Raw genomic sequence first — 15058 nt, 5'->3', positions numbered from 1 at the left:
TGCTAAACGTAATTATGGTAAGGATATAGATAAAAGCAGTATGGATAGGTGCCTTTATCGCTATCGTCATTTAGTCGAGAATGCCTTTGCTAGAATCAAGCAATATCGTTCAATATCAACTAGATACGATAAGTTAGAAAGGAATTATGCCAGTATGGTATCACTGGCATTTATGTTAATGTGGCTGCCAATGTATTGTTGAGTAATTTATGTACAGCAAAGATCAACAGCCCCTAATAATAAGTGGAACAAAAGCGCAGAAATTTTAATTGATGCGGCTAAAAGAGTTGAATTAGCTGGTGCAGATTTTATTGTTATTTGTACCAATACTATGCATAAAGTCGCAGATCAAATCCAAAAAGCAATTAATATTCCGATTATTCATATTGCCGATGTGACAGCTAAACATTTACTCGCACAAAATATTAAATCGGTCGCTTTGTTAGGTACTAAATATACAATGGAGCAGGACTTTTATAAATCTAAACTGATCGATAAAAATTTAAATGTGCTTATTCCTGAATCTCAAGACAGAAATATTATTAATGAGATCATTTATGATGAACTTTGCAAAGGTATTATTCAGCCTGATTCTAAGCAAGCCTATCTTAATATTGTTGATAAACTCATTAAAAATGGCGCAGAAGGTGTTATTTTAGGCTGTACGGAAATTGGGTTATTAATCTCTCAATCCGATCGTAATATACCTTTTTTTGATACAGCCTTAATTCACGCGCAAGAGGTAGCATTACTTGCAATAAGTTAATAAGTTATTCTTCGTTGGTATATTCTAGTATATCACCTGGTTGGCAATCTAGATGTTTGCAGATTGCTTCGAGTGTTGCTAGTCTAAATCCTTTTACTTTACCTTGCTTAAGTAATGATAAATTTTGTTCTGTAATACCAACTGCTACCGCTAGATCTTTTGATTTAACTTTACGTTTAGCAAGCATTACGTCTAAATTTATTATAATTGGCACATATGACTCCTTTTAAATAAATTGTTTATTTTCTTCAGCTAGTTGGCAGGCCTTTTTTAGTATTTGACCAATGAGCATAATACTAATCGCAAGAAATAACGTTATAATTTCATCACTAGAAAAAGAAATAGAAAAGTAACGTGCTGATTCCTCTTGATTATAAGTCAAGATCGTTGTTAATAACGGTTCAGATAAAAAACTTATAACCACCCAACAAACAAGCAATTTGCCAAAGATGTAACAATGGTTGGCTGATTTTACTGAGAAATATTCGGATTGACTGTAATTGATAAACAGTAGTCTAAGTTGATAAAACGCATAAACTAAAAGAAGTATTAATGAAGTATCCATTAATGTTGCAATAGCCGCTTGCCATCCAGATAAAGATACAGGATCAACATTCTCCCACTCACCAGAGGAGAAAGTAAACCCTACAAGTCCAATATCTTGTCTATCAAAAAAATAATATAAGAATGGAGATATTGCGCCAATTAACAAAATTAGAATTGGAATTAATGTTAGTAATGCCATAATTCGACAATATTGATTCAATCGAGAATGTGTTTTAGTCATATCTGTGTTCATTTTTAAATCCTTTCGTTTTATAAAAAGTGAACACAGTATAGCATTGGGAAATTAATCAAACAATAAAAAATTAAAGTAAAACGATAATTTTTTATTTTATTATTTTTAATTATAAAAACTAAATATTAAATAAAATTACTTTATAATCATTTGATTTCACTAAAAAATAATTAGATATAAATTAATTAAAATCAATGTTATATATGAAAAAGTTTGTTCGAAAAAATACAACGATTTTACAATCTCAAAAGGAATCTTGTTCTGCAAGGGTTGCTTGTACAATCCTTAGTGCATTGAAAGTTTCCTTTACATCGTGTACGCGAATAATTTTTGCTCCTTTCATTGCCGCAATTACTGCACATGTAATACTACCGAGTGTACGTTCTTGCGGTGGTACATTTAATACTTGTCCTATCATGGATTTTCGGGACATGCCTACTAATAAAGGAAGGTTTAAGTGGTGAAACCGTTCAAGTGTTGCTAATAGCCGGTAATTGTGCATTAGTGTTTTACCAAATCCAAAACCAGGGTCGAGTATGATTTTTTGACGGTCAATGCCTTCGTTTATGCAACGTTGGATCTGTTTTGTAAAAAAATTATCGACTTCTTGATAGATATCTAGCTCATAGTATGGCGCATTTTGCATAGTTTTAGGAGCGCCTTGCATATGCATAATGCAAACAGGTAATCCTGTTTGTGCAGCTGCTTCAACCGCACCTGGTTCTGTTAAAGCTCTAATATCATTAATTAGATGGGCTCCTACTTTGGCAGATTCGGTCATGACTTGTGGTTTTGATGTATCAACCGAAATCCAAACATCAAAATAATGGGCAATTTTTTCAACTAATGGAATAACACGGTTAAGCTCTTCATCGACAGACACTTCAGTTGCACCAGGGCGTGTTGATTCGCCACCGACATCAATAAATGTTGCACCAGCTTGGATCATACTGTCAACTCGACGCATAGCATCATCAAGGTTGTTATAATTACCACCGTCAGAAAATGAATCTGGCGTCATATTAACGATGCCCATCACTTGTGGGAATGAAAGATCCATCACATGATTTTGAAAATGTATTTCCATGATTAAAAGCCCTATTTGATTAAAATTAATGATGCAGTTGTTTAAATGATCTTCAAAATTATTAAGCATAATTAAAGTGAAATTTTCAATATAATCGTTGCTTTATTCCTGCAAATTTATTGATAAGCTATTTTTAGTTTACCGATAAAAAACGCGCCGTAAGCGCGTTATATTTTATTAAAGCAAATTAACTTTTTTATTGTAGTGGTGTATCACTACCTTCATTTGCTGCTTTTTCATCGCTTTCCGTCCAATCATCAGGTGGTGTGACCGGTTGACGATTCATAAGTTCATCAATTTGTTGTTTATTGATTGTTTCATATTTTAACAGTGCATCTTTCATGGCGTGAAGAATATCAATATTTTCAGTTAGGATCGTTTTTGCACGTTGATAGTTACGTTGAATAATAGCGTCAACTTCTTCATCAATAATTTGAGCTGTACTATCTGAGATTTTTTTCAAAGGCCCATAAGATGATTCTTCGTACTCAAATAATACAGGTGGTAAACGTTCTGAGAATCCCCATTGGGTTACCATTGCTCGAGCAACATTAGATGCATATTGAATATCACTTGATGCCCCCGACGTAATTTTATCTTCACCAAAGACTAATCCTTCAGCAATTCGGCCTGCATAAGCGGTAGAAATTTTTGATTCTAATTGAGTTCGGCTTTGGCTAATTTGGTCACCTTCAGGTAAAAAGAATGCTACACCTAATGCGCGCCCACGAGGGATAATAGTTACTTTATGAAGTGGATCATGATCTGGCACAAGATAGCCAACAATCGCATGTCCAGCTTCGTGATAAGCAGTATTAGTTAATTGTTCTTTCGTCATAGATAATGAACGGCGTTGAGTTCCCATATTGATTTTGTCTTTGGCTTCCTCAAATTCTTCCATGGTAACTACTCGTTTGTTTCGACGTGCAGCAAATAAAGCTGCTTCGTTAACTAAATTAGCAAGTTCTGCACCAGAGTAATTTGGTGTGCCACGAGCTAATACCGATAAGTTGACATCAGAACCTAACGGAACTTTGCGTACATGAACGGCAAGAATTTGTTCACGGCCTTTCATGTCTGGTAAACCAATTTGCACTTGGCGGTCAAAACGTCCAGGACGGAGTAACGCCGAATCTAAAATATCAACTCGGTTAGTTGCCGCGATGATAATAATGCCGCTATTAGCCTCAAACCCATCCATTTCAACCAACATTTGGTTTAATGTTTGTTCTCGTTCATCATGACCTCCCATTGAGCCAGCACCACGCTTGCGTCCGACGGCATCAATTTCGTCAATAAAGATAATACAAGGTGCGTGTTTACGTGCTTGTTCAAAGAGATCTCGCACTCGCGAAGCCCCCACTCCCACAAACATCTCAACAAAGTCAGAACCTGAAATGCTAAAAAAAGGCACATTGGCTTCACCTGCAATAGCTCTTGCTAGTAAAGTTTTACCTGTTCCAGGAGGTCCTACCATTAAAATCCCTTTTGGTATGCGTCCTCCCAATTTTTGATATTTGCCTGGATCGCGTAAAAAGTCGACAACTTCGGTGACTTCTTGTTTTGCTTCTTCACTTCCGGCAACATCGGTAAATTTTGTTTTGACTTGGTCTGGCGTTAGCATTTTTGCTTTACTTTTACCAACTGACATTGGTCCACCTTTACCACCACCTTGCATTTGACGCATCATAAAGAGCCAAAAACCAATAAGCAAAATCATAGGAAACCAAGAGATAAGAATGCTGGTGATTAAGTTTGGTCTTTCATCGGGTTTACCATAAACAGGTACTTTATTGGCCAATAAATCATCCATTAATTTTCCATCAAGGTAAGGGATATATGTAGTGTAATTGCCTTTATTTTTAGTTGTGGCAACAATTTCTCGTCCGTTAATATGCACTTCTTGGAGATTACCAGCTGCGATATCGGAATTAAATTGGGTATAATTGACTTGAGGTCCACTATTAGATATTGAGCTGAATTGGCTAAATCCAACAATCAATGCTACAGCGATGATTCCCCAGATCAGTAAATTCTTTATCATGTCGTTCAAAAGAAAAACCTCTCATAAAAATTAACAGTTACGACTAAATTTAACAAAGTATGGTACTACAAAATTATACAACTGGCTACTTCATACCCATTGCAACAATATAAACTTCTCGAGATCGTGTTCGTGAGGCTTCAGGCTTACGAATTTTGACCGTTTTAAACATTGAACGGACTTGCTTTAGGTACTCTTCAAATCCTTCGCCCTGAAACACTTTAACAATAAAATTACCATTAAGAGCAAGTACGTCTTTACACATATCTAACGCTAGTTCAACTAAATACATTGCTCTAGGTATATCAACTGCAGGTTGACCGCTCATGTTGGGCGCCATGTCTGACATGACAACTTGGACTTTTTCTTCGCCAACTCGTTCAAGTAATGCTTTTAAAACTGCGTCATCCCGAAAATCGCCTTGAAGAAAGTCAACGCCAACAATGGGATCCATGGGAAGTAAGTCACAGGCAATAATACGCCCTTTATTGCCGATAAGCGATGCGACATATTGTGACCAACCTCCTGGGGCTGCACCTAAATCAACAACCGTTATTCCGGGCTTAAATAATTTGTCACTTTTTTGAATTTCTTCAAGTTTGAACCAAGCTCTAGATCGGAGCCCTTTTTTGTGTGCTTGTTGTACAAAGCGATCATTAAAATGCTCATTGAGCCAGCGCGTTGAACTTGCTGAGCGTTTTTTATTACTCACAACTAATAAATCCTTAATGTAAAAGGTCACTTCATTGATTACAAACATATATAAGGGTAGAATAGCAAAATTACAACTTAATGTGATAAAAATTTAATGAATTTATCGAATAAACAAAAACAGTATTTAAAAAGTGAAGCTCATCATTTAAAACCTATAGTGATGATTGGGGCTAATGGATTTACCGAGGGTGTACTTGCCGAGATTGACAACGCTTTAAATTTCCATGAGTTGATTAAAATTAAGGTTTCTGCTGAAGATCGTGAAACAAAAAGGCTTATTTGTGATGCAATTGTACGCGAAACAAAAGCGTTAGCAGTGCAATTGGTTGGTTCTAATTTCACTATTTTTAGACCAAGCGAAGATAAGAAAATTTCCCTACCTAAATAAATGTAACAGGGCTTAGCCCTGTTGCATTTATCATCTGCTTTTGTAAGTGGTTTATTTAATAATTAGATATATTCAACTTTAACAATATCAAATTCTACATCACCCCCTGGGGTTTTAATTTGTACTGTATCACCATCTTCTTTGCCAATTAACCCTCTGGCAATAGGTGAGTTGACTGAAATAAGATTTTGTCTGTAGTCAGCTTCATCATCACCCACTATGCGATATGTTGTCTCTTCGTCCGTTTCAATATTTATTACTGTTACTGTAGCACCAAAAATAATACGACCAGTATTTTTTACTTTGGTAATATCAATAATTTGAGCTTGTGATAATTTACCTTCAATTTCTTGAATACGACCCTCACAAAAACCTTGCTGTTCTCTTGCTGCATGGTATTCAGCGTTTTCCTTTAAATCGCCATGAGCTCTTGCCTCTGCTATTGCTGCCGTTATTTGTGGTCTTTTGACATTCTTTAACTCTTCTAATTCGGCTCGTAATAGTTCAGCTCCCTTTACTGTCATTGGGATTTGTTTCATCTAGGTATCTCCCGTTTTTACTTATTTTAGTAAATAAAAAATAATTATCCCTTATCTTAATCAAAAGAAAGAGAAAGTTAATTGTTTTTTGTTTATTTAAAAACGTTAAAGTGAATATTTATATATTAACTGTAAAGTTAGTTTAATAACAAATCATTTATACTGAAAATGAGATGATATTTTTATAAAAATCGGTTATCGTAATATAACTATTTAGTAGTTCATTATAATAATTACATTTATTTATGCGGCAATTCCGATTTTATATAATCATTTCTCTGTCCATCGTTTGGTTTTTTTTATTGTTGTCTTATTTTGTTTTACAAACTTCGTTCGGAGCAAAATTAGTTAGTTATCAGTTATCTAAATTAAGTTCATATACAATCTCAATCGGCAGTGTTCATCACTCTTTTTCAACTTTTTATGAATTGGTTTTTGATGATGTTGTTGTCAATGATAATAATCAAGAGATTATTAATGTTCCTAAATTAGTTGTAGGGTTGGATAAAAGTCATTTATGGCAATTAAATCATTTTAATTATGTTACTGTCATTAATGGCACTATTAATAATACTCAATCCAAGCATTATGCTTTTTCAACAAACACACTAAAATTTGTTAATTCAACCGTTAATATTCTGGCTAATAATGGAAAAGACAAACTTTCTTTCTTCAAAATCAATGGAGGGATTCAACCTTTTTTTTCATCAGAGGGAGATAAATATCAATTTGATTTTACTTCTCAAGAAGCTTTGGTAAATCAAATACCAATAAAATCCTTGCTTATTCAAGGATTCCATCGAGATGGTATTACGACGATTACTAATTTAGGTGGAGATATTAATGACGGATTTTTTGTCAGTAAATTAAAAATACAGGCCGACAATATTTTAGATATCGAACAATTAAAGTTGCATAATATACATTTTCAATCAACTGATGATGATTTTTTTGATAGATATTCTCATGTCCTTCCAAAGTTAATAATCAAACAATTATCGATACAGGAAAGTAGTATTCAGTTGCCTAGTTTTTTAATGGAAAAAGGCAATATTGAAGCGACGAATCTTCGTTATGATGGGCAATGGCATTTCGAACAGGGCTCCTTTATTTTTACTGCCGAAGAACTAGTTTGGCATAATCAGTTATTTTCGTCGGTATTAGCACAATTATCATTTCAAAACCAAGAAGCGACAATTCAAAAAGTATTAGCAAAATGGAATAAAGGTAGTATAAATTTTTCTGGTAAGTGGAAAGATAATACCTTACATCTAGATCAATTAATGTTAGCGGATATTGTCTATGAGATTCCTGAAAATTTGGGACAGACTCTGTTACCTAATATTTTTAGAAATATTAAGCTTGATAAGCTGAATATTTTTCAAAGTTTGATAATTAGAAAGCAGAGCGATTTTCCTTTTAGTTTATATAATTTTCAAGCTTCAGGTAAAGATATCACTTTAGCAAAAGCGCAAAAATTAGGACTATTTTCAGGAACTGTCTTTTTTAAATCTGAAAAAGCTTCGTTAAATCGAATTGATATTCGTTATCCAGATCTTGTTCTCAAATTTGATTCTGATAACCATCCTTCATTAAGTTTTAGTTCTTTAACTAATGGGGGAATAATTGAGTCGAGAGCAAAAGTTGATTTATCGCAAAATGAACCGCTATCTTTGCAATTTGATGCTTATGGTGTAACAAGTTTGTTACTAGAGAATTGGAAATTGATAAAACAACCGCCAAATGCTATGAATTACTCAGCTAATTTACATGGTAAATTACAACCATTTAATTTCTCAGGTAAATTTTCGGCTAATGGGTATGAGTATATCATTAATCTTGCGCATTGATTTTTACAAAAGCATCCTTATATAACATCGTTAAGATGTTTAAGTTATTATGTTCATTTGAGCTTAAAAAACTCAATAATAAGTAATATGAGGTAGTAATAGTGCTTATAAGATTAGATAAATGGCTTTGGGCGGCAAGATTTTATAAGTCTCGATCATTAGCACGAGAAATGGTTGACGGTGGTAAAGTGCATTATAATGGCCAACGTACCAAACCAAGTAAGCTTGTTGAAGTCGGAGCAATCTTAACGCTTCGCCAAGGCTCTGTTCAAAAAACAGTTCGGGTTTTAGCCATCAGTGAACAACGAAGAACTGCTATTGAAGCCCAACAACTTTATCAAGAAACTCCTGACAGTATTGCAAAACGAGAAAAAATAGCGCAAGCGCGTAAACTTAATGCATTGACAATGCCGCATCCAGATAGACGGCCTGATAAAAAGGAACGGCGTAATTTGATTAAATTTAAATATGATAGGCAACAAGATGGCAATAATTAATATGGATACTTTAAACCGTTTTTTATTTGATAATCACCCTATTCGTGGTGAAATTACCCGTTTGGAACAGACATATCAAGCGATTTTAGATAATCATACTTATCCAATAGCAGTACAAAAATTGCTTGGTGAATTATTGGTTGTAACTAGTTTATTAACAGCAACACTAAAATTTGAAGGCGATATTGCTGTTCAGTTACAAGGTGATGGAGCGTTATCTTTAGCGGTTGTTAATGGTAATGATCAACAGCAGCTACGCAGTGTTGCTCGGGTTAGCGGTGAAATCGCTGATAATGCAACACTTAAAGAGATGGTGGGTAATGGCTATGTCGTTATTACTATTACCCCTAAAAATGGTGAGCGTTATCAAGGTATCGTTGGTCTGGAAAAAGATACACTTATTGGTTGTATCGAAAATTATTTTATGCAATCAGAACAGCTCCCTACTCGTCTATTTGTAAAAATAGGTGTACATGATAATAAACCAATAGCAGCAGGTATTTTATTGCAAGTTTTACCTGCTAATGAAAATACAGTTGAATCATTTGAACATGTTAGCACTTTAACTGAGACAATCACTAGTGATGAGTTATTTCAACTTTCTGCTGATGAGATTTTATATCGTTTATATAATCAAGAAGAAGTACGTCTTTTTGAAACGCATGATATTACTTTTAAGTGCGGATGTTCACGTCAACGTTGTGAAGATAGTTTAATGACTTTACCAGCTAATGAGATTGATGAAATCCTAAAGGAAAACGAGGGAAAGATTGATATCCATTGTGATTATTGTGGAAAGCATTATCTGTTTGATGCAATTGATATTGCTGAAATTAGAAGTACAAGTAACCTACATTATCATTGATCTTAATAGAAAAATACCACTAAGGTTATTAACACCTTAGTGGTAAAGTGAAATATAGGGAATTAAACCCGTATTCAATTTAACAGAATAGAAAAAAGATACCAATCTATTTTATCGGTTTTATATAAAAATTTTGTAAAGTAAATTTACAAAACTATTTTACATTGAAATTAATAAAAAATTTTTTAGCCTTAACTTTTTGAAATTCATAAAAATTATTTTCATTTACTTTCTACATAAATATCTTCAACAATGGCATGTTGATTTACGATTCTCCATTTAATATTAAAATGGTAAAGTGTAAATCCGTATGCTTGTTCATTAATGTTTTTTTGTTTATAGGCTGGTCTTGGATCTTGGGATATTACTTGTGTAATTAATTCGGCGAGTTGAGGATAACTTTGTTTTTGTAAATCCAAAGATAATCGTGCTTTTTGTGAGAACTCTACTGTTATTTTTTTTTCAGGAGTAGATTGTGCGTATCCTGCAAGTGCTTCTGAGTGGCTATCGGAATAAGGGAGATAAGGCTTGATATCAATAATTGGTGTGCCATCGACTAAGTCGAGACTTCCTAATTTTAAGACTACTTGCTTATTTTCTATGATGATATCTTTTAACTCTACTGCTGAAAGCCCAATATGATTAGGTCTAAATGGCGAGCGTGTAGCAAACACCCCCATTGTTTTATTACCGCCTAAACGAGGAGGGCGAACGGTTAATCTCCATTTTTCAGGGGCAACATGGTGAAATAAGAATAATAGCCATAAATGTGAAAATTGTTCTAATCCTTTTACACTGATAGGGTCATTATAAGGTGCTAATAAATAAAGTTCCCCTTGTCCTGCACTAACTAGATTGGGTTGTCTTGGAACGGCAAATTTTTCACTATACGGTGAGTGGATAATACCGATTGGTTCAATTTGATATGTCATTATTGGTCGATAATTTTATTTATGAGTAGCAATTTTGTTAAGTAATTTAATTATTATCTCTATTTCCGCCGATCGATACAAAGAGCGGCGGATTTAATATTAGTCTAATATCTATTTATAAATTATTACCAACCGCGAATAGCTCCACCATTAAAAATTTGGTCAGCTTTTTGTGCAACAGCTTCGGTTTGGTATGCTTTTACAAAATTTTTCACATTTTCATTATCTTTATCCGTTTCACGCGAAACAATAATGTTGACATATGGTGATTCTTTATCCTCAACAAAAATACCATCTTTACTTGGTGTTAAGTTTGCTTGTCCTGCAAATGCGTTATTGATGATTGCAAGATCAACTTGTGCATCATCCAATGAACGAGGTAACATTGGAGCTTCAAGTTCTAAAATATTGTAGTTATAAGGGTTACTTGTAATATCAAGTACAGTTGGTAGTAAACCTTTAGATTTATCAACCGTAATCATCCCTTCATGTTGTAATAATAGTAATGCACGTCCTAAGTTTGTAGGGTCATTAGGAATAGCAATCGTTGAGTTAGCTGGAATGAAAAATGCTTCACCGCGTGGTGAAGTGACTTTTACGCCTTCGCCTGTTTCTATTGATTCATCAATTGGTTTTAGTTTATGAGAATAGCTTGCAATAGGATAAACAAATGAATTACCTACTACAGCTAATTTATAGCCACGTTCTTTCATTTGTTCATATAAATATGGTTTATGTTGGAAAGCATTTACATCAATTAAGCCATCATTTAATGCTTGATTTGGGGTTACGTAATCGTTAAAAATAACTAGTTCAACATCTAGATTATAAAGATCTTTTGCTTGTTGTTTAACTACTTCAGCAACTTCTTGTTCAGGGCCTGAAATTACTCCGACTTTTAGAACGTTTACTTTAGTTGGTTCTGTTGGTTTGTTATCTGTTGTGGCTGTTTGTTTATTATTATCACAGCCAGTTAGAAAAAATGCACTTACCAATGTGGTAATAAGTGCTAGCTTTTTAATAGACATATATTTCTCCAAAATTAATGATGCGTGACGCGTTTAACAATCATATTGCCAATAAATTGAATAATAAAGACAATAATAATTAATATAACTAAAACAGTATTCATTATAGCTGGCTTGTAGCCGTTGTAACCATATTGAATAGCAAGTTGCCCAAGGCCTCCTGCGCCAACAGCTCCAGCCATTGCAATATATCCTGTCAAAGTAATTAAAGTAATTGTCATACTATTGACAATTATAGGCAATGATTCAGGTAATAAAACTTTATATATAATTTGTAGTGGTGTTGCACCCATTGAGCGTGCAGCCTCTATTAATCCTTTGGGAACATCTAATAATGCATTTTCTATCATACGTGCAATTAATGGCGATACACCAATACTTAATGGTACCACTGCAGCTTGTTTACCTATAAAGGTGCCCATTAAAATTGTGGTGAAAGGAATAATCCATACAATTAATATGATAAAAGGGATTGAACGAAATACATTAGTAATAAATGAAATAGTGCTATTAGCGGCATAACAATCCAATATTTGTCCTTTACGCGTCGTATAAAGTAATATACCAACGGGTAATCCAATTATCGTTCCCCAAAAACCTGATAAGATGACCATAAATAGAGTTTCATCTGTTGCTTGTGCCATTTTGAACAGCATTGCTTCATTAAAGCCATTAAATGATGAACAAAAAGCAACAAAGTCAGCCCAAAAATTATATTGAGTTAAATATCGAAATAATGATTCAAAAGGTTTAAATGAAGGAATAAAATCAAACATAGCCGAGCACCTCTACTTTAGTATTATTTTTTTCTAAGAATTGAATTGCTGATGCCATACTTTTTTGTTTCCCTTTCATTTCCAATAACATTAAGCCAAATTTGACTCCTCCAGCATAATCCATTTGTGCACTGATAATGTTACTATCAATTTCGAATTCTTTAGCGATTTGAGATAATAATGGTAAATCAACGGAGACTCCTGTAAATTCTAAACGTAATAGCGGATTGAGTCCTTCTTTGTGTTCAGATGATAGCCTTATTAAATAATCATCTGGAATACTAAGGTGTAAGGTTGATTGAATAAATTGTCGTGCAATATCTGTTTTAGCATGAGAAAACATTTCGCCTACTGATGACTGTTCAACTAGTTCGCCATCACTTATAACAGCTACTTGATCACAAATTTGTTTTACTACATCCATTTCATGAGTAATTAATAAAATTGTTAATCCTAATTTTTGGTTAATATCTTTTAGTAATGACAAAATTGAACGTGTTGTTTCAGGATCAAGCGCACTGGTTGCTTCATCACATAATAATACTTTGGGGTCACTTGCCAAAGCTCTCGCAATAGCAACACGTTGTTTTTGTCCTCCAGATAAATTAGTTGGATAAACATTCGCTTTCTCTGTCAATCCGACTAATTCCATAAGCTCATTTACTTTCTGCTTAATTGCTATTTTAGGCGTTTTATTGAGTTCTAGAGGGAAAGCGATATTATCAAATACAGTACGTGAGGAAAGTAAATTGAAATGTTGAAAAATCATACTAATTTTTCGGCGTATTTCAATTAATTTTCTATTAGATAGATTAGTGATCTCTTGATTATCAAAGAAGATCTTCCCACCAGTCGGCTTTTCTAGTAGGTTAATGCAGCGAATAAGTGTGCTTTTCCCAGCCCCTGATTTGCCAATAACACCGTAAATTCTCCCTTGGGGAACATGGATATTAATGTCTTTTAAAGCATAAATTGGGGTTTTATTATGCTCAAATGTTTTCGAAATATGTTGTAGTTGTATCATAATATATAAAAACAAAAGATGAATAAATGAATATTAAGACGTCTAGACATCTAAGTCAATCAATAATATGCTATATGAATTAGAGTAATATCTAAAATTAAAAGGAAAAAAAGTAAATATGAAGCCAGCTATTTTTTTAGATCGAGATGGTACTATTAATATAGATTATAATTATGTACATACAATCGATAAATTCCATTTTATTGATGGTGTTATTGAAGCAATGCAAGAACTCAAAAAAATGGGTTTTATGTTAGTTATAACAACCAATCAATCAGGTATTGCTAGAAATATATTTACAGAAGAACAATTTCATACTTTGACTGAATGGATGGATTGGTCTTTACAAGATCGTGGTGTTGATTTAGATGGTGTCTATTATTGCCCTCACGACCCGTTAGTGGATACTTGTGAATGTCGTAAGCCAAATCCAGGGATGATTCAAACAGCAGCTAAAGAACTAAAAATTGATATTGCTAATTCCTATATGGTTGGAGATAGAGTGTCTGACCTATTATCGGGTAAAAAAGCTGGAGTTAAAAAAACTGTGTTAGTAAAAACGGGTGATACCATAACAGAAGAGGCATTAGAACAAGCTGATTTGATTATTGATAGTTTGGCTGATCTACCAAAAAGAATAAAAAACCAATATTGATTGTTGTTTTAACTAATACAGTGTTTAGATTAAACGCTGTATTAAAGTTATACTTTTAAGTATCAGTGAAGTAATGGTTAATCCAATAAAACAGGTGCTAATAAAAGTAACAACAGTTATATCTAGCTGATTTGTAGAAAAAGAATAGTTGCCAAAAATAAGCAAAGTAATAAGTGTTACTAAGCTCCTCAGTATGGAAAACCAATTTTATTTTGTTTAGATGTTACAATCGGTAAATAATAAATAGTCCCACAAAACTCATACCAATTAATGAACTACCATGTTGTAATAAACTAAAAAGTTGAACAAAACAACCTGACGGATGAGTAAAAGAGTCCCATCCAATATGAGAAATTATGCCAATAATTGCCGATGTTAAAAAACTTAACCAATGCTAACAGCAATATTTATTCCAGTTGAAAGTTAAATAATTAGCAAATCACTTATAAAAGAAATTAGGTAAATTTTTAATTAAAACATTTCGAATGATAAAATGAAAAATATAAGCAATAACTAAAGTCATTGGTAAATCAAATAGAAAAATACCAGCTAGACTATGACTTAAAGCACTTTTTACCTCCATTATTAAGAAGTACTCAAAATCAAGAGCCATACTATCAATAATCAAAGCCGTCATAGAAAATAGATGAGGTTTCTTATATAAAGGTAATATGATAGCTAGATGAGCGAATGTAAAAGGCACTTTTTATTCTAACTTAATAAAGAGTGTTTAATTTAAAGCTATTTTGTTTGTTATAAGAAATATAATCGACCTACCAAAGGTATTAAATATTAGAATTTGGTTTTACAACAATTCAACTTAGTTTGTTTTTAGCTCGTCTTGAGCAAAAAAAATGCAAACAAGAAAAAATGCGTAATGATCTCTTGTATAATTTTTTTAAACCCCTATAATGCGCATCCACTGACACGCAGTCAGCGACAAGCAGGCGAAGAGTTGGTGATTAAGTGAGATCAAAAATTTTAAAAAAGATCTTGACGAATAAAAAGGGTTAGCGTAGTATACGCAACCCTTGAGACAGCGAACTAAATCAACGAAAGGTTGACGAGGGATATAAGCTGTTAGCTCTTTAAAA

At 33.4% G+C, this 15058-nt stretch carries 16 protein-coding genes and 2 pseudogenes; 7 read left to right on the top strand and 11 right to left on the bottom strand.

The genetic code is table 11. From position 1 onward, the window contains the following. Together B9N71_RS10940 and B9N71_RS10935 are read left to right on the top strand one after the other, a co-directional pair. Positions 1-202: transposase (locus B9N71_RS10940; protein ID WP_143422123.1), on the top strand; the 202-nt coding region annotated here is incomplete at its 5' end. 42 nt (positions 203-244) lie between these two features. Then, a pseudogene (locus B9N71_RS10935) lies at positions 245-766 on the top strand (aspartate/glutamate racemase family protein); the annotation flags it as partial. Between the two features lie 4 nt (positions 767-770). Here the strand turns inward: B9N71_RS10935 and B9N71_RS10930 are convergent. From B9N71_RS10930 to rlmE, 5 genes are all read right to left on the bottom strand, one after another. Next, a complete protein-coding gene (locus tag B9N71_RS10930) occupies positions 771-980 on the bottom strand; it encodes a helix-turn-helix domain-containing protein (RefSeq protein ID WP_034910784.1) in 210 nt (69 codons plus the stop codon). 12 nt (positions 981-992) lie between these two features. Continuing rightward, a complete protein-coding gene (locus tag B9N71_RS10925) occupies positions 993-1565 on the bottom strand; it encodes a DUF2975 domain-containing protein (protein WP_085165956.1) in 573 nt (190 codons plus the stop codon). Positions 1566-1809: 244 nt separating this feature from the next. Further along, positions 1810-2652, bottom strand: a complete 843-nt coding sequence (gene folP, locus B9N71_RS10920; protein ID WP_065590429.1) for a dihydropteroate synthase — start codon at positions 2650-2652, stop codon at positions 1810-1812. A gap of 196 nt (positions 2653-2848) precedes the next feature. Continuing rightward, complete coding sequence (gene ftsH / locus B9N71_RS10915) at positions 2849-4705, bottom strand: ATP-dependent zinc metalloprotease FtsH (RefSeq protein ID WP_085165955.1); 1857 nt, start codon at positions 4703-4705, stop codon at positions 2849-2851. 76 nt (positions 4706-4781) lie between these two features. After that, positions 4782-5408 (bottom strand): 23S rRNA (uridine(2552)-2'-O)-methyltransferase RlmE, encoded by a 627-nt coding sequence (rlmE, locus tag B9N71_RS10910; RefSeq protein WP_085165954.1) that lies wholly within the window; start codon positions 5406-5408, stop codon positions 4782-4784. 96 nt (positions 5409-5504) lie between these two features. Here rlmE and yhbY point away from each other — a divergent pair, with 96 nt between their 5' ends. Then, positions 5505-5798 carry a ribosome assembly RNA-binding protein YhbY gene (gene yhbY / locus B9N71_RS10905; protein WP_034910776.1) on the top strand — a complete coding sequence of 98 codons (294 nt, stop codon included), beginning with the start codon at positions 5505-5507 and terminating at the stop codon, positions 5796-5798. A 62-nt stretch (positions 5799-5860) separates the two neighbouring features. Here yhbY and greA read toward each other — a convergent pair whose 3' ends face one another. Beyond that, entirely contained in the window at positions 5861-6337 is a 477-nt protein-coding gene (gene greA, locus B9N71_RS10900; protein ID WP_034910774.1) for a transcription elongation factor GreA, read from the bottom strand. Positions 6338-6642: 305 nt separating this feature from the next. Between greA and B9N71_RS10895 the strand changes: the two genes are divergently transcribed. The 3 genes from B9N71_RS10895 to hslO all read left to right on the top strand — a co-directional run bounded on the left by B9N71_RS10895 (position 6643) and on the right by hslO (position 9549). Continuing rightward, complete coding sequence (locus tag B9N71_RS10895; RefSeq protein WP_143422122.1) at positions 6643-8187, top strand: hypothetical protein; 1545 nt, start codon at positions 6643-6645, stop codon at positions 8185-8187. Positions 8188-8288: 101 nt separating this feature from the next. Continuing rightward, positions 8289-8684, top strand: a complete 396-nt coding sequence (gene hslR, locus B9N71_RS10890; RefSeq protein ID WP_244178549.1) for a ribosome-associated heat shock protein Hsp15 — start codon at positions 8289-8291, stop codon at positions 8682-8684. After that, a complete protein-coding gene (gene hslO, locus B9N71_RS10885) occupies positions 8671-9549 on the top strand; it encodes an Hsp33 family molecular chaperone HslO (protein ID WP_085165951.1) in 879 nt (292 codons plus the stop codon). The genes hslR and hslO overlap by 14 nt, the downstream gene beginning before the upstream one ends. 221 nt (positions 9550-9770) lie before the next feature. Here hslO and tsaA read toward each other — a convergent pair whose 3' ends face one another. The 4 genes from tsaA to metN form a co-directional block, all read right to left on the bottom strand. Continuing rightward, entirely contained in the window at positions 9771-10484 is a 714-nt protein-coding gene (tsaA, locus tag B9N71_RS10880; RefSeq protein WP_370738313.1) for a tRNA (N6-threonylcarbamoyladenosine(37)-N6)-methyltransferase TrmO, read from the bottom strand. Between the two features lie 122 nt (positions 10485-10606). Next, positions 10607-11509 (bottom strand): MetQ/NlpA family lipoprotein, encoded by a 903-nt coding sequence (locus tag B9N71_RS10875; protein WP_085165949.1) that lies wholly within the window; start codon positions 11507-11509, stop codon positions 10607-10609. Positions 11510-11523: 14 nt separating this feature from the next. Then, positions 11524-12165 carry a methionine ABC transporter permease gene (locus B9N71_RS10870; protein WP_085165959.1) on the bottom strand — a complete coding sequence of 214 codons (642 nt, stop codon included), beginning with the start codon at positions 12163-12165 and terminating at the stop codon, positions 11524-11526. Between the two features lie 112 nt (positions 12166-12277). After that, a complete protein-coding gene (gene metN / locus B9N71_RS10865) occupies positions 12278-13309 on the bottom strand; it encodes a methionine ABC transporter ATP-binding protein MetN (protein ID WP_085165948.1) in 1032 nt (343 codons plus the stop codon). A 118-nt stretch (positions 13310-13427) separates the two neighbouring features. Here metN and gmhB point away from each other — a divergent pair, with 118 nt between their 5' ends. Further along, positions 13428-13964, top strand: coding sequence for a D-glycero-beta-D-manno-heptose 1,7-bisphosphate 7-phosphatase (gene gmhB / locus B9N71_RS10860; protein WP_085165947.1), 537 nt, complete (start codon positions 13428-13430; stop codon positions 13962-13964). 223 nt (positions 13965-14187) lie between these two features. Here the strand turns inward: gmhB and B9N71_RS13580 are convergent. Then, positions 14188-14667 (bottom strand): annotated as a pseudogene (locus tag B9N71_RS13580) (DUF4184 family protein). Positions 14668-15058 lie beyond the last annotated feature (391 nt).

This window comes from Gilliamella bombi, assembly GCF_900103255.1.
Taxonomy (GTDB): domain Bacteria; phylum Pseudomonadota; class Gammaproteobacteria; order Enterobacterales; family Orbaceae; genus Gilliamella; species Gilliamella bombi.
Note: the sequence above shows the minus strand (reverse complement) of the source record. Positions and strands in the feature narration are given on the sequence as shown.